This window comes from Armatimonadota bacterium, assembly GCA_031081585.1.
Taxonomy (GTDB): Bacteria; Sysuimicrobiota; Sysuimicrobiia; order Sysuimicrobiales; family Humicultoraceae; genus Geohabitans; species Geohabitans tengchongensis.
Window position 1 is genome coordinate 159,722 of the sequence record JAVHLY010000001.1, and the last position, 21,544, is coordinate 181,265.

Here is a 21,544-nt window from a genome sequence, read left to right on the forward strand (position 1 = left end):
CTGGCGGTCTTCGGCCTCTTCCTGGCGCTGGCCGCGCTCTTCGCGCGTACCCGCGGGGTGACGGCGGTCGTGGGGCTCGGCGTCACCCTGCTCGTCCTGGCCGGGTTCATCGTCCCGCAGATCCTGGCCGGCCGCCCGCCCCTCCTGGTGAGCCTGGCCGGCGCCCTGCTCATCGCCTGCACCTCGATCTACCTGGCCCACGGTGTGAGCCGGCGCACCACGGTCGCGCTGGCCGGGACCCTCGCCACGCTGGCGCTGGCGGGCGGCCTGGCGGTGGTGGCGGTCAGCCTCACCCGCCTCTTCGGGCTGGGGTCGGAGGAGGCGCTCTACCTGCAGGCGCCGCTGGAGGGCCTGAACCTGCGCGGGTTGCTGCTCGGTGGCATCATTCTGGGGGCGCTCGGCGTCCTCGACGACGTCACGACCAGCCAGGCGGCCGCCGTGGCGGAGCTGGCCCGGGCGGCCCCGCACCTCTCCGGGAGCGAGCTGGTCGCCCGGGGGCTGGCTGTCGGTCGCGAGCACATCACGGCGCTCGTGAACACGCTGGTGCTCGCCTACGCCGGCGCGTCCTTCCCCCTCTTCCTCCTCTTCTCGGTGAACCGCGAGCAACCGCTGTGGGTCATCCTCAACGGCGAATTCGTGGCCGAGGAAGCGGTGCGAACGCTGGTGGGGAGCATTGCGCTCGTGGTGGCGGTGCCGATCACCACCGTCCTTGCGGCCCGGTGGTTGCGCGGAGACGACGCCGCCGGCCACCCGTGAGCCGTCGGCGCCTCACCACGCCCGCAGGGTCGCCGGGCGGGTGGCAGTGGGTGACCGCGGCATGGACGAGCCCGGAACGCGCGGCCCGGAGCGCCCGCGGGCTGCCGGCGTTGACGTCAGGGGCCAAGGGTCAGGCCCGTCCTGCCGCCAGGTTTACGGTCCGGGACTCTCCGGGTCGGCGCCCGCCAGGACCGCCTCGGCCACGGCGCGGAGCGGTCGCCGGGAGTTGCGGCTGGCCCGCTGCAGGCGCAGGTAGGCCTCCTCTTCGCTCAGTCCGTAGCGGCGCATGAGGACGCCCTTGGCCCGCTCCACCACCTTGCGCGTGGCCAGCTGCGCTTCCAGCTCGGCCACCCGTGCCGCCCCGGCCTGCAGGTCGCGGAACCGGGCCAGGGCCAGCTCGATGGCCGGCACCAGGTCGCTCTCGCGCAGCGGCTTCATCAGGTAGGCCATGGCGCCGCTGCGGCGGGCCCGGTCCACCAGAGCCCGGTCGCCATAGGCGGTCAGCACGATCACCGGCACCTGCTCCCGCTGCGCCAGGGCCTCCGCAGCGGCCAGCCCGTCCATCCCCGGCATCTTGATGTCCACGAAGACCAGGTCCGGGCGCAGCTTGCGCACCAGGTCCACCACGCGCGCCCCGTCCCCCGCCTCACCGACGACGCGGTACCCCTGTTCCTCCAGCATGGTCCGCAGCCCCATGCGGATGACCGCCTCGTCGTCGGCGATGACGATGCGTAGGGGTGCCGGCACGTCAGGTCCCCTCCGGGTGGGGGAAGGAGAGGGTGACGACCGTGCCCTCCCCCGAGGCGAAGACCACCTCTCCCCCCAGGTCTTCGGTGGCCAGCGCCCGCACGATGCGCAGCCCCAGCGTCTCGCCGTTGCCCTGGGCGGCGGCCAGCCCCACGCCGTCGTCGCGCACCTCCACGACGCACCGGCCGTCCTGCCGCCCCAGGTGGATGGCGATGCGCCCGCGCCTCCGGCCGGGGAAGGCGTGCTCGAGGGCGTTCTGCACCAGTTCGTTCACCGCCAGGGCCACCGAGGTGGCCGGTTGCGAGGGCAGGTAGAGGTCGTCCCCCGTCACCGTCAGCTCCACCTCCAGCGGCGGGCGGGCCATGTTCTGCGTGACGGTGCGGGCGACCCGCTCGAGCAGCTCGCGCACGTTCACCATGCGGAACCCTTCCACCGAGAGGATCTCGTGGACCGCGGCGATGCTCAGGATGCGATTCACCGTCTCGGTGAGGACCTCACGCCCGGAGACCTCGCGCCCCCCGCGCAGCTGCAGCCGCAGGAGCATGGCGATGGTCTGCAGGTTGTTCTTCACGCGGTGGTGCATCTCCCGCACCACGGCCGAGCGCACCACCAGCGTGCTGTTCTCGATGGCCAGCGCCGTCTGGTGGGCCAGCGTGGAGAGGCGCTCGACCTCGTCGGGCGACCAGCGATGGGGGCGGGCGCGGGCGGCCAGGAAGACGCCGATGGCCTTCTCCCGCACCACCAGCGGCACCGCCAGCGCCGCCCGCAGCGCCGCGCCGGGGACGGTGGGAGCCAGGTCGGGGACGGGCACGGCCCGTTCCTCACGGAGCGCCTGCGCCGCCAGGTCGGCGAAGGCGGCCGCCTCAGGGCCCACGGCGGCCCCGTGCGCGGCGGTGGGCTCGAGGCGCCCCTGCTCGTGGTCGTAGAGGAGGAGCGCGCAGTGGTCGGCGGCCATCAGCCGCGCCGCCATCTCCACGATCACCCCGACCATCTCCTCGACGTAGAGCGGCGAGGTGAGCGTCTTGCTGGCCTCGGCCAGGGTGGAGAGCTCGTGCAGCCGCCGGCGCATCGAGTCGTACAGCGCGGCCTTCTCGATGGCGCCCGCGGCCAGGTCGGCGATGGTCTCCAGGAGCTCCAGCTCGTCGGGGCCGTAGGCGTGCACGGCGGTGGTCTGGACGTTGAGGGCCCCCAGCACCCGCGCCCCGCTGCGCAGCGGCACCGCCGCCAGCGAGCGAAACGCCGTCTCGCGCGTCTCCGGCAGGTAGACGAAACGGGGGTCGCTGGCGGCGTCGCTGCTGGCCACCGGGGTCTCGTGGGCGGCCGCCCATCCGGTGAGGCCCTCCCCCCAGCGCAGGCGGGCCCGGCCCACCGCTTCCGGCGCCAGACCCGTCGTGGCGCGCAGCACCAGGTACTCGCCGTGGGGATCGAGGAGGTAGATGGAGCAGGAATCCATGCCCATGACCTCGGCCGTCTTGCGCGTGATGAGGGCCAGCGTCGTGTCCAGGTCGAGGGTGGAGCCGATGGCCCGGCTGATCTCGCGCAGGGCGGCCAGCTCGGCCTCCTTGCGGGCCAGGCGCTCCTGCAGCGCCGCCGGATCAGGCAGAGCGGAGTCGGTCATGGCGGGGTCGTGTCCGCTGCGGGCGGGTCAGTCATACCGGGTGAAGTGCACGCGGGCGCCAACGGCGATCCCCTTCCGGCGGAAGAGCCCCTGCCGCACCTCCAGCGCGTACCGGGCGGGGGCGCGCGGCTGGTAGACGGGGAAGGGCCCGTGCTCCGGGTCGGACGCCGGCGCCATGTCCAGGATGTCCACCACACGCCAGGTCCGGTCGATGAAGGCGATGGAGAGGGGGATGAGGGTGTTCTTCATCCAGAACGCCCAGCGGGCGTCCTCCTCGAAGATGAAGAGCATGCCCCGGTCGTCCGCCAGCGTGCGCCGGAACATCAGCCCGCGCGCCCGGGCCTCCGGGGTCTCCGCCACCTCCACGCGCAGCACCAGCCGGCGGTCGCCCTGCTCCAGGACGACCCGTCCGCGACCGAAGAGGCGCCCGTCGGCTGCGGGCTCCGGCGTGGCCCGGTCGGGCACGCCGACGAGCAGGAGGAGCAGGACCAGGGGGATGAGTGCACGCATGGGGACGAATCCTCCGATCCGCTGTTCGCCTATCACGGTAACAGGGGGGCCGGGGCCTTTCCACCGTCCGACCCCTGCGGGGCGGTGGCCTGCCGGTTCCAGAGATGCCCAGGCCCGTCCCCGTCCTAGTCAAGCCGCAAGCCGGGGGCCGGCGCCGCCAGGCTGCCCGTGCACGCCGACGACCGCGTCGTGGGGACCACGCCGGCCGTCATCGCGACCGCGCGGGGCGCCCTGCGGGTGCTGGCCTCCGGCCCGGCCCAGGGACTACACTGAGCCCCGTGAACGCCGGGCGCTGGGAGGTCGTCGTCGTGGGGGCCGGGCCGGCCGGCGGCAGCGCCGCGCTGGCCGCCGCCCGGTTGGGGCTACGGACGGTGCTGCTCGAGGAGCACCCGACGGTCGGGGCGCCCGCTCACTGCACCGGGAAGCTCTCCGTGCACGGCTTCGCCGAGTTCGGCGTCCCGCGCGCGTTGATCCGCAGCGCGCTGCGGGCCGCGGCCCTCTACGGGCCCGACGGCACCGTCGCCCGCGTGCGGCGCGACGCCGTGGACTCCTACGTGGTGGACCGGGACGCCTTCGACCGCTGGCTGGCCGCGGCGGCCGCCGAGGCGGGGGCGGAGGTGGTCACCGGCGTCCGGATGGGGCGGCTGGCCCGGCGCGACGGCCGGGTCATCGTGGAGGGCGAGCGCCGCGGGCAGACCTTCCGGGCCGAGGCGGGCGTGGTGGTAGATGCCGAGGGCGCCCGCGCCCTCCTGCCCGCCACGCTGGGGGTGCGCCCGCGCCGCGTCCTCGTCCACGGCCTGCAGTACGAGATGGAGGGCCTCCACCTGGACGCGGAGGACATGCCGGAGCTGTACTTCGGCCGCCAGTGGGCGCCCGGGTTCTTCGCCTGGATCATGCCGCTGGGCGGCCGGGCCGGCCGTGTCGGCGTGTGCGTCGACCCGCGCCTGACCCGCCGCCCGCCGCGCGACTACCTGGAGCGCCTCCTGCGGGACCACCCCGTCGTGGCCCGCCGGGCCTCGGGGGCGCGTGTCGTGCGCAAGCTGGCCGGCCGGATCCCCATCCTGGGAGGCCGGCGGCCCTCCTTCGCGCCGGGCCTCCTCGTCGTCGGGGACGCGGCGGGACACGTGAAGGCCACCTCGGGGGGCGGCATCTACTTCTCCCTGGTGGCCGGACGCCTGGCGGCCGAAGCTGCGGCGCGGGCACTGGGCGGCGACGCCGCGGCCTACCGGGCCTACGAGCGGGCCTGGCTGCGCCGCTTCGGCCGCGAGGTGCGCTTCACGGTGGGCGTGCGCCGCATGCTGAATGCCCTCCCTGACGCCGACCTGGCCCGGCTGATCGCGGCCATCGCCCGCAACCCGCTGCTGCAGCGGGCCATCGAGGAACACGGGGACACCCAGTACCAGTCCCGGCTGCTCCGCCCCGTGGCGGCGCAGGTCCTGCGCTCGTGGCGCGACCTGCCGCTCGCCGCCCGGGTGGTGCGTGCGCTGATCCGGGGTCTGCTGGAGGGAGACCGCGACGCGGGCCCGGACCCGGTCGGGCCGGAGCGGGAGGTCGGTGTGCCGCCGGAGGCTGGCAGACGAGCGCCTGCGGGGTCCCCGGAGGGCGGAGCGTAGGGACGCGCGGGCGAAGGCTCCGCGTGTTCGGATGCGTCCGTCCTGGGATCTGAAGCCGGACTACTAGGGAAATCCTCCCCGCCCGTCTAACACCTCCCTATGCGGGTCATCGCCGATCTCCACCTCCACTCCAAGTACAGCCGCGCCACCAGTCGGGACATGGACATCGAGCACCTGGCCCGCTGGGGTCAGCTCAAGGGCCTCACCCTGCTCGGCACTGGGGACTTCACCCACCCAGTGTGGTTCCGGGAACTGCGCGCCCGGCTCACGCCCACCGGGCGGGGGCTCTTCACCGCCGGGGGGATGCACTTCGTCCTCTCGGTCGAGGTGGCGAACATCTACCCCCAGGGCGGGCGGCTGCGGAAGATCCACAACATCCTCCTCGCCCCCTCCTTCGAGACCGCCGAGCGGATCAACGCGGTGCTCGGACGCTTCGGCTCCCTCATCGCCGACGGGCGGCCCTCCCTCTCCCTGCCCTCGGACAAGCTGGTGGAGTACGTCATGGAGCTCGACCCCCAGTGCCTGGTCATCCCGGCCCACGTCTGGACCCCCTGGTTCTCGCTCTACGGGTCGAACTCGGGCTTTGACAGCCTGGAGGAGTGCTTCAAGGACCAGACCTGCCACATCGCCGCCGTGGAGACCGGGCTCAGCAGCGATCCGCCGATGAACTGGCGCCTCTCGGAGCTCGACCGGGTGGCGCTGGTCAGCAACTCCGACGCCCACTCCCCGGCCAAGCTGGGACGGGAGGCCAACGTCTTCGAGATGGCCGAGCTGGACTACGGGGAGCTCGTGCGCATCCTGCGCCAGCGGGACACGCGGGGCTTCCTGTACACCATCGAGTTCTTCCCCGAGGAGGGGAAGTACCACTACGACGGCCACCGCAACTGCGGGCTGCGGCTCACCCCGAAGGAGACGCGGGCCCTCGGCGGAGTCTGTCCCACCTGCCGCCGGCCGCTCACCGTGGGGGTGATGCACCGCGTCGAACTGCTGGCCGACCGGGAGGAGGGCTTCGTCCCGGAGGGGGCCGTCCCGTACCGCAACCTGATCCCGCTGGAGGAGGTCATCGCCGAGGCCAGGGGCGCCCAGGTGGGGACCGGCGCTGTGCGCGAGGAGTACCTGACGCTGTGCCGGGAGTTCGGCGGGGAGTTCCGCGTGCTGCTGGACGTGCCGCTCGAGGAGGTGGCGCGCCACGCCTCCCCGCGCGTGGTGGAAGGGCTGCGCCGGATGCGGGAAGGGTGCGTGGTGATCAAGCCCGGCTACGACGGGGTCTTCGGGGAGATCCACCTCTTCGAGGAGGCGGAGGAGGTGCGGGCCGAGCTGCTCCCGGACCGGGAGGAGGCGGCCGCCCAGATCAGCCTCTTCTGAGCGCTCCGTGGCGTGGCCACCGTCACCCTCAAACCGGGCAGGGACGCCCGCCTGCTGGGCGGCCACCTGTGGGTCTACGCGGGCGAGGTGGCCCGGGTGGAGGGGTCCTACGAGCCCGGCGACGCGGTGGACGTGCGCGCCGCCGACGGCACCTTCCTCGGGCGCGGCTACCTGAACCCGCGCTCCACCATCGCCGTGCGCCTGCTGACCCGGCGGCGGGAGGCCGTCGACGCAGCCTTTTTCCGCCGGCGCCTGGAGGCGGCACTGGCGCTGCGCGCGGGCGGGATCCTGCAGGCGGGGCCGGCACCGGCCAGCGACGCCTACCGGCTGGTCTACAGCGAGGGCGACTACCTCCCCGGGCTGGTCGTCGACCGGTACGGCGACGTGCTGGTGGTCCAGGTGCTCACCCTGGGGATGGCCCGCCAGCAGGCGTTGCTCGTCGACCTGCTGCGTGAGCTCACCGGGGTGCGGGCCATCTACGCCCGGAACGACGCACCGGTGCGGGCGCGGGAGGGGTTGCCGCGCGAGCAGGGGTGGCTCTGGGGTGAGGGCCCCGAGGTGGCGGAGATTCACGAAGGGCCGGTGCGCTTCCGGGTGGCCCTCACTGGGCAGAAGACCGGGTTTTTCCTGGACCAGCGGGAGAACCGGGCGGTGGCCGCCGCCTACCTCTCCACGCTCGGGCCGGCCCCGGAGGCGCTCGACGCCTTCTGCTACACGGGGGCCTTCAGCATGCACCTGGCCCGCGCCGGGGCGCGGGTGCTCGGGATCGACATCGACCCCGACGCCGTCGCCGCCGCCGCCGCGCACGCACGCCTGAACGGCGTGGCGGACCGCTGCGCCTTCGAAGCCGTCAACGCCTTCGACCGCCTGCGCGCCCTGGTGCGGGAGGGGCGGCGTTTCGACCTGGTCGTCCTCGACCCCCCGGCCTTTGCCCGCACGCGCGCCGCCCTGCCCCGCGCGGCGGCCGGCTACAAGGAGATCAACCTGCGGGCGCTGCGCCTGCTGCGGCCCGGCGGGATCCTGGTGACCTGTTCCTGCTCGGCGGCGGTGAGCGAAGCCCACCTGCTGGCCCTTGTCGCCGAGGCGGCCTACGACGCCCGCCGCGAGGTGCGCCTGCTGGAGTCGCGCACCCAGGCGCGCGACCATCCGGTCCACCCGGGGATGCCCGAGACGCGGTACCTGAAGTGCCTGATCCTGCGCGCCTCCTGACCGGCGCGCACGGCGGAGATCCTGCGGGGGCGGCGGGTGGGGGTGCGGTCGCCTCCGGGGACCCCGGACGCGCCGGAGCCGGCGTAGGGGAGGCGCCGCTCGCCTTCGACCACGCCGTGGTCCTCGTCCCCGACCTGGAGGCGGCGGTGCGGGAGTGTACCGGGCTGGGCTTCGTGGTCGTGCCGGGCGGCGTCCACGAGGGCGGGGCCACCCACAACGCGCTGATCCCGCTGGCCGACGGGACCTACCTGGAGCTCCTGGCTCCCACCCCCGGGCGGACCATCGAGGTCGCCGGGCCGGGTGCGGCCGGGCATCTCCCGGCCACCTTCGGCGATCGGCTGCGGCGCGTGGCCGGCCGCTGGGGGTTCGTGGACTTCGCCCTCCTCTGTGCCGACCTGGACTGGACCCTGGCGACGCTCCGCCGGCGCGGTCTGGCCTACGCCGGTCCGGTCGCGGGCCGTCGGCGCCGGCCCGACGGCGTGCAGGTGGCCTGGCGTGCCGCCTTCCCCGCCGACCGGGTCCTCCCCTTCCTCATCGAGGACCGGACCCCGCGGGCGCTGCGGGTGCCGCCTGCTCCTGCGCACCCCAATGGCGCCTCCGGCGTGGAGGAGGTGGAGGTGGCTGCCCGGGACCTGGACGCCGCCAGGCGGGCCTGGAGCGCCCTGCTGGGGCTCCCCGCCGCCCCGGCCGCCGCGGGCCGGGAGGGGAGCCCGGGAGGCCGTGCCGCAGAGAGCCCGGGTGTGAGCGTGGCTGTAGGACCCACGAGGATCGTGCTCTTGCCCGCCGGCGCAGATGCTCCGGCGGGGATGGACGGGCCGCAGACCCTCCGGCTGCGCGGGGGCCCGTGCTTGTCCCCCTCGGGCTGGGGCATATAATAGTAGAGTGCACGGAGTCGTGAGGCCCTGTTGACATCGGGCTCAGATCACGCGTTCCAGGGCTCAGCGGACGGTTGGGCCGGTTCCGGTGGGAGGGAACCTCGGGTTCCCTCCTTTGCTTTGCCGGCCCGGTGCGGTGCTGTGCCGGACCTGTCCAGAAGCAAGGAGTGACCGCGAGCGGTGGTGCCGCGACAGATCCAGATCACCGATGACCTGGACCTCCTCCTGGGGGTCCTGCCACCCCCCATCCGCGCCGCGCTCGAGCGGTTGCAGCGGGCAGACCAGCTCCTCGAGGTGGTCCTCGACCTGGGGCGCCTCCCCGAGGCGCGCTTCCCGGGGGAGGTGGTCTACCTCGGGGGAAGTCACGTCACCCGGGAGGACCTGAAGTACGTCACCAGCCGGGTGGGCGCCTTCGGCAAGGACAACCGCGCCGGCATCGAGCGCACGCTGCACCGCATCAGCGCCATCCGCAACCGGCAGGGCGAGGTGGTGGGCCTGACCTGCCGCGTGGGGCGGGCGGTCTTCGGCACGGTGGACATCGTGCGCGACGTCATCGAGTCGGGCAAGTCCATCCTCCTGCTCGGCCGCCCCGGGGTGGGCAAGACGACGCTGCTGCGCGAGGCGGCGCGCGTGCTGGCGGACGAGCTGCGCAAGCGCGTCATCGTCGTGGACACCTCCAACGAGATCGCCGGTGACGGGGACATCCCCCACCCGGGTATCGGCGGGGCGCGGCGCATGCAGGTGCCCGAGCCCGCCCTCCAGCACGCCGTGATGATCGAGGCGGTGGAGAACCACATGCCCGAGGTCATCGTCATCGACGAGATCGGCACGGAGGCGGAGGCGGCCGCGGCCCGCACCATCGCCGAGCGCGGCGTGCAGCTCATCGCCACGGCGCACGGCAACACCCTCGACAACCTGCTGCAGAACCCCACCCTGAGCGACCTCATCGGGGGCATCCAGGCCGTCACGCTCTCCGATGAGGAGGCGCGCCGGCGCGGCACCCAGAAGACGGTGCTGGAGCGCAAGGCGCCGCCCACCTTCGACGTCGTCATCGAGATTCAGGAGAAGGACCGGCTGGCGGTGCACCACGACGTGGCCTCGGTGGTGGACCGCTTCCTGCGCGGCGTCCCGCCGCGTCCGGAGCTGCGCATCCGCACCACGGAGGGCGAGGTGGAGATCACCCAGGCGCCGCCGGCGGCCCGGCTGGAGGCGCTGCCGCAGGGGCGCTTCGCCGTGGCCCCGGTCGAGCCCGACGGCCGGCCGGGCCGCCGTCCCCTGCGCATCTACCCCTACGCGGTGAGCCGCAACCGCCTGGAGCGGGCCATCCGCGAGCTGCGCGTGCCGGCGCTGGTCACCGACGCGCTGGGCGACGCCGACGTCCTCCTCACCATCCGCTCCCAGGAGAAGCGGCAGCCGAAGAAGCTCCTGGACGCCCAGGCCCGGGGCGTCCCCCTGCACGTCATCAAGAGCAACACCGTCGCCCAGATCCAGGCCTTCCTGCGGGAGCTCTTCGACGTCGACGAGCTGGACACGGAGGAGGCCTCGGCGCTGCGCGAGGTCGAGGAGGCCATCGCGGAGGTCTTCGAGTCGGCGCAGCCGGTGGAGCTCAGCCCCCAGAACGCCTTCATCCGCCGCCTGCAGCACCAGCTGGTCCAGCGCTACGGGCTCGCCTCGGAGAGCCGCGGAGAGGAGCCGATGCGGCGCGTCGTCATCTACCCGCGCTGAGGTGGCGGCGGACGACCGGCGTGGCGTCTTCATCACCCTGGAGGGCGTGGAGGGGGCGGGCAAGACCACGCAGGCGCGGCGGCTGGTGGCGGTGCTGGAAGCCCGCGGAGTCCCGGTCCTGTACTCCCGCGAGCCCGGGGGGACGGCCATCGGCGAGCGCATCCGGGAGATCCTCCTGGACGACCGGCACGGCGAGATGGCCGCCGAGACGGAGATGCTGCTCTTCGCCGCCTCCCGCGCCCAGTTCGTGCGGGAAGTGGTCCTCCCCGCGCTGGCCGCTGGCCGGGTGGTCGTCTCCGAGCGGTACGTCGAAGCCTCCCTCGCCTACCAGGGGTACGGCCGCGGGCTCGATGTCGGGGTGGTCCGCGCCGTGAACGCGGTGGCCACCGCCGGCTGCGTCCCCGACCTGACCCTCCTGCTCGACCTCCCGCCCGAGGTCGGATTGGCCCGCGCCCGCCACGCGCCGGGGAAGGCGGGCACCCCGGGACGCGGCGACCGCCTGGAGCAGGAGACGGAGGCGTTCCACCGGCGCGTGCGGGAAGGATTCCTCGCGCTGGCGGCAGAATCGCCCCAGCACATCGTCGTCGTGGACGCGTCGCGCAGTGTTGACGAGGTGCACGCGGCGATCCTGGCGGCGGTGGACCGCCTGCTGGCCGCCCGGGACTGCCGTCCCCCGGAGCCCCGGCCGGAGCCCGGGTCGGCGGAGCGCCGTGGCGGCTGAGTGCGCGCCGGAGGAGGGGGCCATCAAACTCGTCCTGGCCGTGGTCCAGGAGCGCGACGCCGGCAAGCTGATGGACGGGCTGACGGCGGCCGAGTTCCAGGCGACGATGCTGGCCAGCACCGGCGGGTTCCTCCGCGAGGGCAACACGACGATCCTCATCGGGGTGGACGACCGGCAGGTGGACGAGGTGCTGGCCATCATCCGCAAGACCTGCCACCGCCGCGAGCAGCTGCTCACGCCCATCCCGCCGGTCGTCGAACCGGTGGACTCCTACGTGGCCTACCCCGTGAAGGTCGAGGTCGGGGGCGCCATCGTCTTCGTGCTGACCGTCGACCGCATGGAGCGCATCTAGCCTTACCGCCCTCGCCCCACCCCATGGCCTTCCGCGACGTCGTCGACCAGCACCACGCGGTGAGGTTGCTGCGCACGGCCGTTCGGACCGGCCGGCCGAGTCACGCCTACCTGCTCGTCGGACCCGTCGGTGTGGGGCGCCGCACGCTGGCCCTGGCCTTCGCGCAGTACCTCAACTGCCCCCAGGCCGACCGGGACGCGTGTGGGGTCTGCCGCGATTGCGTCCGCATCGCCCAGGGGCAGCACCCCGACGTACGGGTGTTGGACATGGCGGCGGACCGCTGGTTCATCCCCCCGCCCCGGGAGCACCGCGGGCGGGAGATCCCCATCGACCAGGTGCGCGCCCTGCGGCAGGATGCAGCCTACCCGCCCTACGAGGGCCGGGTGAAGGTCTACATCATCGCCGACGCCGAGCTGCTGAGCCCGGGCGCGGCGAACAGCCTGCTCAAGGTCCTGGAGGAGCCGCCACCTGACGTCGTCATCGTCCTCATCGCCGAGTCGACCGTATCGCTGCCCCCCACGGTGCTGTCGCGCTGCCAGGTGGTCCGCTGCGCCTTGCTGTCGGCCAGCGAGGTGGAGCGCGCCCTGGTGGAGCGCTACGGGGTCCCTGCGGAGCGCGCCCGCTTCCTGGCGGCTATCAGCGCCGGACGGCTGGGCCGGGCGCTGGCCTGGGCGCAGGACGAGTCGCGGCTGGCGGCGCGCCGCCGCTTCCTCGACCTGCTGGGCGAGCTGGAGACGGCCACCGACACGCAGCGGCTCGACGCCGCCGAGGCCCTGGCCCGCGACCGGGACCTCCTGCCAGACCTGCTGGAGCTGGCCGCCTTCTGGTACCGCGACCTGCTGGTGTGGCAGGAGACGCAGGATCCGACGCTGCTGGTGAACCGGGACCGGGAGGCGGAGATCCGGCGCTGGGCGGCGATCCTCACGCCCGAGGACCTCCACCGCCGCTTCGACGCGGTCGAGCACGCCAAGGATTCCCTGGCGCGGAACGTCCAGCCCCGCCTCCTGCTGGAGCGCTTCTTCTACCAGCTCCGTTCCCCGGCCGTCCCCGCCTGACGCCCCCGCGTCCGGGACTCACCGGCTCTCACGGCCTCCTCAACCGCGAGCGCCATCCGCCGCGTCCCCCTGCGCCGCCGTCTCCTCCTCCACCCGCCACCGCTCCAGGTAGGTCCGCAGCGCTTCGCGCGGGACCCCCAGCCGCTCCCCGGCGTGGCGGATCAGGGTGAGGCCCGCCTCGTGCTCCGGGTGGATGACCTCGTCGGCACCGGCGGCGTGGAAGAGGGCGTGCTCCTCCGGTGCATGCGAGCGCACGAGCACGGGCAGGTCGGGGCGGAGCACCCGCAGCCGGGCCAGCGCCAGGCGCGCCCTGGTCACGTCGGGGATGGCCACGATGGCCAGTCGCGCGGAGGCGGCCCCGGCCTCCCGCAGCACCGTCTCGCTGGCGGCGTCGCCGAAGACGCAGGGCACCCCGCGCCGCTGCAGCCGCTCGATCACCCGGAAGTCCAGGTCGACCGCCACGTAGGGGATGCCGAAGACGTCCAGAGCACGCCCCACCGTGGCCCCCACCCGCCCGAACCCGATGATCAGGACGTGGTCGCGCGGGGCGCTCCGCGGGCCGGCGGCCGCCGGGCTCGGGGCTTCCCGGGGCTCCTCGATCCACCGGTGCGCCAGAGCCGACAGGGCCACCGTGGCGACGATGGAGAGCAGCGACGCCGCCAGGATGGCGTTGGCGAGGGCCGGAGGGATCAGGCCCGCCGTGCGCGCCACCTGGGCGAGGACGAAGGTGAACTCCCCCGTCTGGGCCAGGTGGACGCTGACCAGGCCCGCGGCGGCCCAGGGGTAGCCGAAGGCTCGCAGGACCAGCGTGCGCGTCAACGCCTTCCCGCCGAGGATCAGGGCGAGGAGGACCAGCACCGCCGGCAGGTCGGTGAACAGGTCGGCGGGTCGGACGAGCAATCCCACGGAGGCGAAGAAGAGCGCCGTGAAGACGTCGCGGAGCGGCAGGAGGCGCGCCAGGATCTCGTGCGTGAAGGGCGACTCGCTGATGACCAGCCCGGCCAGGAACGCGCCCAGCGCCACGGAGAGGCCGAGCGCGCTGGAGAGGCCGGCCGTGCCGACGGCGATGCCGAGCGCGACCACGAGGAAGAGCTCCATGTGCCCCCGTCGCGCCACCCAGGCCAGCACCGGCGGGGCCAGCCGCTCGGCCACGATGTAGAAGGGGACGATCAACGCCACGGCGCGGCCCAGCGCGCCGAGCAGGGGCAGGAGCCCGGCAGTGCCGTCCAGGCCGGCGAGGACCGGCAGGAGCACGATGAGCCCGACGGTGATGAGGTCCTCGGCCAGCGAGGTGGCCACCGCCAGCCGGGCGTGGGGCGCGTGGATCTCCCCCCGCTCCAGGAAGAGCTTGGCCGCCACCATCGTGCTGGCCACCGAGATGGTCATCCCCACGGCGGTCGCCTGCAGCGGCGGCCAGCCCAGCGCGGCCCCCGCCAGCACGGTGAGCAGGATGAGCAGGGCCATGGTGGCCGGTGCCCCTACGGTGGCCGGGGGCCCCAGGCGGCGCAGCTCAGCCAGCGAGAACTCGATGCCGATGGAGAACATCAGCAGGACGACGCCGATCTGGGCGAAGACCTCGAAGAGGCGTACCTCGCGCACCCCCGGACCGGGGGTGAAGGGATTCACCAGCAGCCCGCCCAGCACGTAGCCGAGGAAGAGCGGCTGCCGGAGCAGGACCGCCACGCCGGCGCCGACCAGGATGGCAGCGAAGACCAGCGCGAGGTCGCGGAAGACCGGGGCCTCCGGCACGGGCTAGGACCGTTGACGGGTGCGGGCGCCGGTGCGGGGCGAGGGGGCGGGCCGCCGACGGGTCGGCGGCCCCAGGCGGCGGAGACGCTTGAGGACCTCCAGGTTCTGGCGGTCGGGCCCCCTGCGGTCGCCGAAACCCGGCGTCTCGATGAAGCCCGGGAGGTGGCGGGTGCGGGGGTCGTGGATCAGGGCGCGGAAGCCGGGCAGGCCGATGGTCCCCTGGCCGATGTTCTCGTGGCGGTCCACCCGGCTCCCCAGCGGGGCGCGCGAGTCGTTGAGGTGGAGGGCGCGGAGGCGGTCCAGGCCCACCGTGCGGTCGAAGGCCCGCAGCGTCGCGGCCACCCCCTCGGGCGTGCGGATGTCGTAGCCGGCGGCGAAGAGGTGGCAGGCGTCCAGGCAGACCCCCAGGCGAGGGTGGCCGTCGAGGGCGTCGAGGACGGCGGCCAGCTCCTCGAACCGGCTGCCGATGGCATCACCCGCCCCCGCGCTGTTCTCCAGCAGGATCATCACCCCGGGGGTCGTGTCCAGCGCCACGCGCAGGGCCGCCGCCACCCGGCCGAGGGCCTCAGGCCAGGGTTGCCCCATGCGGCTGCCGATGTGGGTGATCACCCCGAGCCCCTCCAGGCGGCGGATCTCCTCGAGCCCGGCGATGAGCGCGGCCACCGACCGGGCGTAGAACTCGTCGTCGGGGCTGGCCAGGTTGATCAGGTAGGCCCCGTGGGCGACCAGCGGCTCGAGCCCGGCCTGGGCCCGCTTGCGCCGGAAGAGGGCGACGTCCTCCTCCGGGTAGTCGATGCGCCGCCACTGCCGCGGGTTGCCGACGAAGATCTGCAGGCACTCGCAGCCGATGGCCACGGCCCGGTCGACGGCCAGGTGGATGCGGCCGCTGATGGAGACGTGGGCGCCGAAGCGCACGCGTGCGCGCTCAGTCCAGGTCGGTGGCCCACCAGGTGGCGCGCTCTCCCGCCACCCACCGGCGGATGCGCTGGCGCAGGGGCGCCGGGAGGAGGTTGCGGCGGTCCAGGTCGTCCAGCGACGACCAGAAGAACTCCAGGTGGGGCTCCCGCGAGACCGGCGGGGTAGGCGGAGCGAGGTCCTCGGCGACGACCTCGAAGACGTGATTGATCTCGTGGTGACGGCGCCCGCCGTCCTCCCACAGCGCCTCGAGGCCGCCCAGGTACCCGACGACCCGCACGGCCACGCCCAGCTCCTCTTCCAGCTCGCGGGCGAGGGCCTGGGTGAGGGTCTCGCCCGGGTGGACGGTGCCGCCGGGCAGGAAGGTGTTCCCCCGTCCCAGCGCGTGTGCCAGGAGCACGGTGCCGTCCTTCAGGATCACCGCCCGCGCGAGCAGCCGGATCGTCTCCGCCACGCCCAGCAGGTTCGCGTTGCGCGGCCCCCGCCCCTGCCCGCGAGGCCGCCTATAATGCCCGTGACGGTGGCGTCCTGGGGGACGCGGCCGTCACCACAGGGGGAGGAGGCGGAGCGGTGGCGGTGCGAGGGTTCAACACCAGAGCGGTGCACGGCGACGGGTGGCGCGACCCGCTGGGCGCGGTGAGCCCGCCGATCTACGAGTCGACGACCTTCCGCTACCGCACCGTGGCCGAGGGGGCGGCGCTCGGTGCGGACCGCGGCGAGGGCTACTACTACACGCGGTGGGGCAACCCCACGACGCAGGCCCTGGAGGCGCGGGTCGCCCTGCTGGAAGGGGCGGAGGCGGCCATCGCCACGGGGTCGGGGATGGGGGCGATCAGCACGGTGGTGCTGGGACTGGTGGGCCGCGGCGACCTCGTGGTGGCCCCGCGCGCCGTCTACCAGGCCACCTACGAGCTCTTCACCCAGGTGCTGCCCGCCTACGGCGTAGAGGTCACCCTGCTCGACCGCCCGGCGGTGGAGGCGTACGAGGCGGCGCTGCGGCCGACCACGCGCCTGGTCTACGTGGAGACGCCGAACAACCCGTTGCTCGACATCACCGACATTGCCGCGGTGGCCCGCCTGGCGCGTGACCGCGGCGCCCTCACCGTGGTCGACAACACCTTCGCCACGCCCTACAACCAGCAGCCGCTGGCCCTCGGCGCCGACCTGGTGGTGCACAGCCTGACCAAGTACCTGGGGGGCCACGCCGACGTCACCGCCGGGATCTTCTGCGGGTCGCGGGAGCTCGTGCTGCGGCTGCGGCCGCGCTTCCGCATCTTCGGCCCCGTGCTCGACCCCTTCGGCGCCTGGCTGGTCCTGCGCGGGGTGCGCACGCTGGGGGTGCGCATGGAGCGGCACAACCAGAACGGGCAGCGCCTGGCCGAGTTCCTGGCCGCCCACCCGCGGGTGGAGCGGGTGCACTACCCCGGGCTGCTGGACCATCCGGGCCACGCCGTGGCGCGCCGGCAGATGCGCGGCTTCGGCGGCATGCTCTCCTTCGAGGTGCGGGGCGGCTTCGAGGCCGGGGTGCGCGTGGTGGAGGGGCTGCGCCTGGCCACGATGGCCGTGAGCCTGGGGTCGCTGGAGACCCTCGTCACCCACCCGGCCTCCACCACCAGCGTGGGCATCCGGCCGGAAGACCGGGCCCGGGCCGGGATCCGGGAGGGGCTGATCCGGGTCTCGGTGGGGATCGAGGACGCCGACGACCTCATCGCCGACTTCGGCCAGGCGCTGGACCGGGCCTGATCCGGAGGGAACCTGGAGGCGCTGCACGGGAGGCCGGCAGCGAGGGCTTGACGCACCCTTGTCGTCGTCTTGACACATCTCGTCTATGCTGGCGCTGATGGCCGCGAGCCCACCGTCGGCAGGCCCGGGTCGGAGCGCCGCATCCGAACCGGCTCCCTTCGCCCGCGAGTTCGCCCTCCTCGAGGAGATGACCCGGACGATCGAGGCGGCGGCCCAGGCCCTGGTCGCCGGCCTGGAGGGGCGTGAGCCCTTGTCCCAGGTGTGGGCCCGGGTGCGCGACCTGGAGCACCAGGGGGACGCCGTGGCCCGCGACCTGTTCGATGCGCTGGTCACCCCGCGGGTGGGCGGTCCGGCGCCTGAGGCCTTCAAGGCCCTCACCGGGCTGCTGGACGACGTCCTGGACGCCGTCGAGGCGGCGGCCGCCCGGCTGGCCCTCCACCGCATCCGCCGCGTGCTGCCGGCCGCGGTGAGCCTCGGGCGCATCGTCCTCGAATCGGCCGGGGTCCTCCGCCAGGCCGTGGCCGCGCTGCGGGGGACGCAGGACCTCTTCCCGCTGACCCGCGCCCTCCACCGGCTGGAGAACCAGGGGGACGACGTATTGCGGGACGCCATCGAAGCCCTCTTCGCCGGGGAGGCCCACCCCAGGGACATCATCAAGTGGAAGGACATCTGCGAGATCCTGGAGCAGGGCACCGACCGGTGCGAGGACATCGCCAACGTGCTGGAGACCTTCCTGGTGCAGACCGGCGGCGGGGACCACCTGGTGGCGGGGCAGGTGGTCCTGGACGTGGGACGCCACGAGGTGCGGGTGGGCGGCGCTCCCGTCCCGCTCTCGGCCAAGGAGTTCGGGGTGCTGCACCTGCTGCTGCGCCACCAGGGGAAAGTCGTGCGGCGCGAGCGGCTGCTGCACGAGGTGTGGGGCGGGGACTACTTCGGCGACGCCCGCACCCTGGACACCCACATCGGCTGGCTGCGCAAGAAGCTCGAGGCCCGGGGCGGCGTGCGCATCGTCGCCGTCCGCGGCATCGGCTACCGGCTGGACCTGACGGGCTGAGGGCGCGGTGTCGCTCCTGCTCCACGCTGCCTGAACCCCGCCCGCACCCCGGACGTGGCGCTCCGCGGCTGGCCGCGGCCGCGAATTGACCTGCGCTTCACCGACAGTTCCCCTACGCTTCACCCAGCCTTGCCTCTGGCACGGTAGCGTGCAGGACGGCGGCGGGATCCTCGCCGCGCCGTCGGGGGGCGCGGACGCGCCGTAGGCGGTGTTGCTGCCGCCGCACATCCGATGCGGGGAGAGGAGGAGACGGTGATGCGCAGCGCGTTGGCGCGGATGGTTGGCGCCCTGGTGGGGCTGGTGCTGGCGGTGGTGCCGGCAGCGGCCCAGCAGCCCATCAAGCTCGACACCCGCCTGGTGGCCTACCGGCCGGTGAGCGGGATCAGCGGCAACCTCACCAGCGTGGGGTCCGACACGCTCAACAACCTGATGACGCTGTGGGCGGAGGGGTTCCGCCGCTTCTACCCCAACGTGCAGATTCAGATCGAGGGGAAGGGGAGCAGTACGGCTCCGCCGGCGCTGATCGCCGGCACCGCCCAGCTCGGCCCCATGTCCCGGCCGATGAAGGCCGGCGAGGTGGACGCTTTCGAGAAGAAGTACGGGTACAAGCCGACGGCCGTCCGGGTCGCCGTGGACGCACTGGCGGTCTTCGTCCACAAGGACAACCCCATCCGGTGCCTGACCCTGGAACAGGTGGACGCCATCTTCTCGAAGACGCGCCGGGCGGGGCACCGGGAGGACATCAGGACCTGGGGGCAGCTCGGCCTGACCGGAGAGTGGGCCAACCGACCGATCAGCCTCTATGGCCGCAACTCCGCCTCGGGAACCTACGGCTACTTCAAGGAGCACGTCCTGCGGAACGGTGACTTCAAAGACGAGGTGAAGGAGCAGCCCGGGTCCGCCGCTGTGGTGCAGGGCGTGACCGTCGACCGCTACGCCATCGGGTACAGTGGCATCGGCTATGCCACGGCAGGGGTGCGGGCTGTTCCGCTGGCCGAGCAGGCCGGCGGGCCCTGCGTGGAGGCCAACCAGCAGAACGCTTACGCCGGCACCTACCCGCTGGCACGGTTCCTCTTCATTTACGTGAACAAGCCGCCCACCCGTGGCGTTGACCCGCTGGTTCGAGAGTTCCTTCGGTTCGTCCTGTCACGGCAGGGACAGGAGATCGTGGTCAAGGACGGCTACTTCCCCGTCTCCGCGCCGATTGCGCTGGAAGAACTCGCCAAGGTGACGGCCGGGGGCGGGAGCTAGCGTCGCGGTGGCGCTCCCGCAGCTGAAGCCGTTGCCTGCCGGCGGGCCCTCCGCCGCGGGGGCCCGTCCCGCCCCCCCGGCGGCTGCGCCCGCCTGGCGTCTGCGGGCGGACCGGCTGGCCGCGGGAGTCGTCCGCCTCGGCGGTCTGGCCGTCGTCCTCTCCATCCTGGCCATCCTCGCCGTCATCCTGGTGGAAGTCTTGCCCCTGGCGCGTCCGGCCCGGGCTCGGGCGGTCGGAACGGTCCCGGCGGTGGGGGTGGGCCGGCCGCTGGTGGCGGACGTGGACGAGCACCGCCAGGTCGCGGTCGTCGTCGGCGACGGCGGGTTGGGCGTCGTGCCCATCGGCCCCGAGGCCCGCCGGCCGGCAGACCTGCCGCTTTGGGACGTGCCCGTGGCCGGGGCGGCGCGGGCGGGGCGAACGCTCCTCCTCGGGCTGTCCGACGGACGGGCGCTGGGCGTGGAGGTGGCGTACGACGTCGTGTTCTCGGCCGACGGCCGGCGGACCGTCACGCCGCGGGTGTCGGGGGGAGCACCGCTGGTGGTGGATCCCTCGGGCCGCTCCCTGGCCCGGGTGGCCTATGCGCGGACACGCGCGGGGCCGGTGGTGGCAGCGCAGACCGGGCCGCGGGAGGTCACCCTGGTGCGCGTCCGGGAACGCCGGGCCCTCGTGGGAGCATCGACCCGCGAGGTGGTGCGCGACCGGCTGACCCTGCGGATCGCGGGGGAGGTCACCGCCCTCGCCCTGGACGGGCGGGGTGACGCCCTCTTCGTCGGGACTTCGGTGGGCCAGCTCCTGGCTCTGGCGCCGGCCGGCCCACGGCCTCGGGTCCTGGCGGTGGCCCAGGTCAGCCGCCAGGGGACGGCCATCACCGTGCTGGGCTTCCTCCTGGGGGACCGCACGGTGATCACAGGAGACGCCGCGGGGCGGGTGGCCTCGTGGCAGCTCCTCGGCCAGACCACCGGGCGGCTGAGGCTGCAGCGCATCCACGAGTTCGCGCCGCTGGCCGCACCGGTGACGGCCTTCGCCGCGTCGCACCGGGACAAAGGGTTCCTGGTGGGGGACGCCGACGGCCGGGTGCACCTGGGTTACGGGACGACGGGGGAAACCCGGCTGCGGGTGCGGGCGGTCCGCGGAGGGCTGCGCGCCCTGGCGTGGGCGCCGAAAGGGGACGGCTTCCTCGCCATCGACGCCGCCGGTCGGCTGAGCCACTGGGCGCTCGAGGTGGGGCATCCCGAGGCCACGCGGCACACGCTCTTCGGCAGGGTCTGGTACGAAGGCTACGAGGCGCCGGCCTACGTGTGGCAGTCCACCGGTGGCACCGATGACTTCGAGCCCAAGCTCAGCCTGACGCCGCTGGCCTTCGGGACGCTCAAGGGCACCGCCTATGCCCTGCTCGTCGCCGTGCCGGTGGCCCTGGTGGGTGCGCTGTACGCGGCGCAGTTCATGCACCCGACGCTCCGGGCGCTGGTGAAGCCCGTCGTGGAGATCATGGCCGGGCTGCCGAGCGTGGTGCTGGGCTTCCTGGCCGGCCTGTGGCTGGCTCCGCGGGTAGAGCGGGTGGTCCCCGGCATCATCCTCATGCCGCCCGCGATGGCCGCGGCGATCCTGGCCGCGTTCCTGCTCTTCCGCCTGGTGCCCGCCCCGGTCCGGGGCCGGGTGCGCCCGGGCATGGAGCTGGTCGTGCTGGTCCCCGCCGTCCTCCTGGGAGGGTGGCTGGCGCTGCGGCTGGGCGGCCTGGTCGAGGCGGCCCTCCTCGACGGGGACTTCCGCACCTGGCTGCCGCGTGCGGTCGGGCTCACCTATGACCAGCGCAACGCCCTGGTGGTGGGGCTGGCCATGGGCTTCGCCGTCATCCCCATCGTCTTCACCATCGCCGAGGACGCGCTGGCCAACGTCCCGCCGCATCTGGCGGCCGGCGCGCTGGCCCTGGGCGCCACTCGCTGGCAGACCGCGCTCCGGGTCGTCCTGCCGACGGCCAGCCCCGGCATGTTCTCCGCGGTGATGGTGGGCTTCGGGCGCGCCGTAGGGGAGACGATGATCGTCCTCATGGCCACCGGGAACACGCCGGTCATGGACTGGTCGCCCTTCAGCGGCTTCCGGGCGCTCTCGGCGAACGTCGCGGTGGAGCTGCCCGAAGCGCCCTACGGAGGGACCCTGTACCGCGTCCTGTTCCTGGCGGCCCTGCTGCTCTTCGTCACCACGTTCCTGGTGAACACCGCGGCCGAGGTGGTGCGCCTGCGGCTGCGGCGACGGTATCAGGCGCTGTGAGGGGCGGCGCAGCGGCG

General features: G+C 73.8%; 19 protein-coding genes. 13 read left to right on the forward strand and 6 right to left on the reverse strand.

The annotated features are described in order from the left end of the window. On the forward strand, positions 1-756 hold a 756-nt coding region (locus RB146_00725; GenBank protein ID MDQ7827504.1), incomplete at its 5' end, for a YibE/F family protein. A 153-nt stretch (positions 757-909) separates the two neighbouring features. Here RB146_00725 and RB146_00730 read toward each other — a convergent pair. The 3 genes from RB146_00730 to RB146_00740 are packed head-to-tail and all read right to left on the reverse strand — an operon-like array spanning position 910 to position 3,631. Next, positions 910-1,503, reverse strand: a complete 594-nt coding sequence (locus tag RB146_00730; GenBank protein ID MDQ7827505.1) for a response regulator — start codon at positions 1,501-1,503, stop codon at positions 910-912. Position 1,504: 1 nt separating this feature from the next. Next, positions 1,505-3,121 carry a GAF domain-containing protein gene (locus RB146_00735; GenBank protein ID MDQ7827506.1) on the reverse strand — a complete coding sequence of 539 codons (1,617 nt, stop codon included), beginning with the start codon at positions 3,119-3,121 and terminating at the stop codon, positions 1,505-1,507. A 27-nt stretch (positions 3,122-3,148) separates the two neighbouring features. After that, positions 3,149-3,631: a DUF192 domain-containing protein gene (locus tag RB146_00740; GenBank protein ID MDQ7827507.1), complete on the reverse strand. Its 483-nt coding sequence runs from the start codon at positions 3,629-3,631 to the stop codon at positions 3,149-3,151. A gap of 278 nt (positions 3,632-3,909) precedes the next feature. On the opposite strand from RB146_00740, the gene RB146_00745 reads away from it, so the two are divergent. The 8 genes from RB146_00745 to holB all read left to right on the forward strand — a co-directional run bounded on the left by RB146_00745 (position 3,910) and on the right by holB (position 12,546). Further along, complete coding sequence (locus tag RB146_00745; protein ID MDQ7827508.1) at positions 3,910-5,244, forward strand: NAD(P)/FAD-dependent oxidoreductase; 1,335 nt, start codon at positions 3,910-3,912, stop codon at positions 5,242-5,244. 99 nt (positions 5,245-5,343) lie between these two features. Next, a complete protein-coding gene (locus tag RB146_00750) occupies positions 5,344-6,609 on the forward strand; it encodes an endonuclease Q family protein (GenBank protein ID MDQ7827509.1) in 1,266 nt (421 codons plus the stop codon). 12 nt (positions 6,610-6,621) lie between these two features. Continuing rightward, positions 6,622-7,818 (forward strand): class I SAM-dependent rRNA methyltransferase, encoded by a 1,197-nt coding sequence (locus RB146_00755; GenBank protein MDQ7827510.1) that lies wholly within the window; start codon positions 6,622-6,624, stop codon positions 7,816-7,818. Next, positions 7,794-8,693 carry a VOC family protein gene (locus tag RB146_00760; GenBank protein MDQ7827511.1) on the forward strand — a complete coding sequence of 300 codons (900 nt, stop codon included), beginning with the start codon at positions 7,794-7,796 and terminating at the stop codon, positions 8,691-8,693. The genes RB146_00755 and RB146_00760 overlap by 25 nt, the downstream gene beginning before the upstream one ends. A gap of 183 nt (positions 8,694-8,876) precedes the next feature. Next, positions 8,877-10,418 (forward strand): R3H domain-containing nucleic acid-binding protein, encoded by a 1,542-nt coding sequence (locus RB146_00765; protein ID MDQ7827512.1) that lies wholly within the window; start codon positions 8,877-8,879, stop codon positions 10,416-10,418. A 1-nt stretch (position 10,419) separates the two neighbouring features. Next, complete coding sequence (gene tmk / locus RB146_00770; protein ID MDQ7827513.1) at positions 10,420-11,139, forward strand: dTMP kinase; 720 nt, start codon at positions 10,420-10,422, stop codon at positions 11,137-11,139. A 22-nt stretch (positions 11,140-11,161) separates the two neighbouring features. Further along, complete coding sequence (locus RB146_00775) at positions 11,162-11,491, forward strand: cyclic-di-AMP receptor (protein MDQ7827514.1); 330 nt, start codon at positions 11,162-11,164, stop codon at positions 11,489-11,491. Positions 11,492-11,514: 23 nt separating this feature from the next. Further along, positions 11,515-12,546 carry a DNA polymerase III subunit delta' gene (gene holB, locus RB146_00780; GenBank protein MDQ7827515.1) on the forward strand — a complete coding sequence of 344 codons (1,032 nt, stop codon included), beginning with the start codon at positions 11,515-11,517 and terminating at the stop codon, positions 12,544-12,546. A 39-nt stretch (positions 12,547-12,585) separates the two neighbouring features. Here holB and RB146_00785 read toward each other — a convergent pair whose 3' ends face one another. From RB146_00785 to RB146_00795, 3 genes are read right to left on the reverse strand one after another with little or no spacing between them, the layout of a single operon-like run. Then, complete coding sequence (locus tag RB146_00785) at positions 12,586-14,295, reverse strand: cation:proton antiporter (protein MDQ7827516.1); 1,710 nt, start codon at positions 14,293-14,295, stop codon at positions 12,586-12,588. A gap of 3 nt (positions 14,296-14,298) precedes the next feature. Continuing rightward, entirely contained in the window at positions 14,299-15,210 is a 912-nt protein-coding gene (locus RB146_00790) for a deoxyribonuclease IV (protein MDQ7827517.1), read from the reverse strand. A 10-nt stretch (positions 15,211-15,220) separates the two neighbouring features. Further along, positions 15,221-15,664 carry an NUDIX domain-containing protein gene (locus RB146_00795; protein ID MDQ7827518.1) on the reverse strand — a complete coding sequence of 148 codons (444 nt, stop codon included), beginning with the start codon at positions 15,662-15,664 and terminating at the stop codon, positions 15,221-15,223. Between the two features lie 116 nt (positions 15,665-15,780). Between RB146_00795 and RB146_00800 the strand changes: the two genes are divergently transcribed. The 4 genes from RB146_00800 to RB146_00815 all read left to right on the forward strand — a co-directional run bounded on the left by RB146_00800 (position 15,781) and on the right by RB146_00815 (position 21,527). Next, complete coding sequence (locus RB146_00800) at positions 15,781-16,953, forward strand: aminotransferase class I/II-fold pyridoxal phosphate-dependent enzyme (protein ID MDQ7827519.1); 1,173 nt, start codon at positions 15,781-15,783, stop codon at positions 16,951-16,953. A 97-nt stretch (positions 16,954-17,050) separates the two neighbouring features. Continuing rightward, on the forward strand, positions 17,051-18,007 hold the full coding sequence (locus RB146_00805; GenBank protein MDQ7827520.1) for a DUF47 family protein: 957 nt from the start codon (positions 17,051-17,053) through the stop codon (positions 18,005-18,007). A gap of 276 nt (positions 18,008-18,283) precedes the next feature. Beyond that, a complete protein-coding gene (locus tag RB146_00810) occupies positions 18,284-19,258 on the forward strand; it encodes a phosphate ABC transporter substrate-binding protein (protein MDQ7827521.1) in 975 nt (324 codons plus the stop codon). A 7-nt stretch (positions 19,259-19,265) separates the two neighbouring features. Then, positions 19,266-21,527 (forward strand): ABC transporter permease subunit, encoded by a 2,262-nt coding sequence (locus RB146_00815; GenBank protein MDQ7827522.1) that lies wholly within the window; start codon positions 19,266-19,268, stop codon positions 21,525-21,527. Positions 21,528-21,544: the final 17 nt, after the last annotated feature.

What these genes read in the sequence shown, in the direction of transcription:
- RB146_00750 (MDQ7827509.1), top strand. Translation starts at nt 5,344, where the DNA reads ATGCGGGTCATCGCCGATCTCCACCTCCACTCCAAGTACAGCCGCGCC.
- RB146_00735 (MDQ7827506.1), bottom strand. Translation starts at nt 3,121, where the DNA reads ATGACCGACTCCGCTCTGCCTGATCCGGCGGCGCTGCAGGAGCGCCTG.
- RB146_00740 (MDQ7827507.1), bottom strand. Translation starts at nt 3,631, where the DNA reads ATGCGTGCACTCATCCCCCTGGTCCTGCTCCTCCTGCTCGTCGGCGTG.
- RB146_00810 (MDQ7827521.1), top strand. Translation starts at nt 18,284, where the DNA reads ATGGTTGGCGCCCTGGTGGGGCTGGTGCTGGCGGTGGTGCCGGCAGCG.
- holB (MDQ7827515.1), top strand. Translation starts at nt 11,515, where the DNA reads ATGGCCTTCCGCGACGTCGTCGACCAGCACCACGCGGTGAGGTTGCTG.
- RB146_00805 (MDQ7827520.1), top strand. Translation starts at nt 17,051, where the DNA reads ATGGCCGCGAGCCCACCGTCGGCAGGCCCGGGTCGGAGCGCCGCATCC.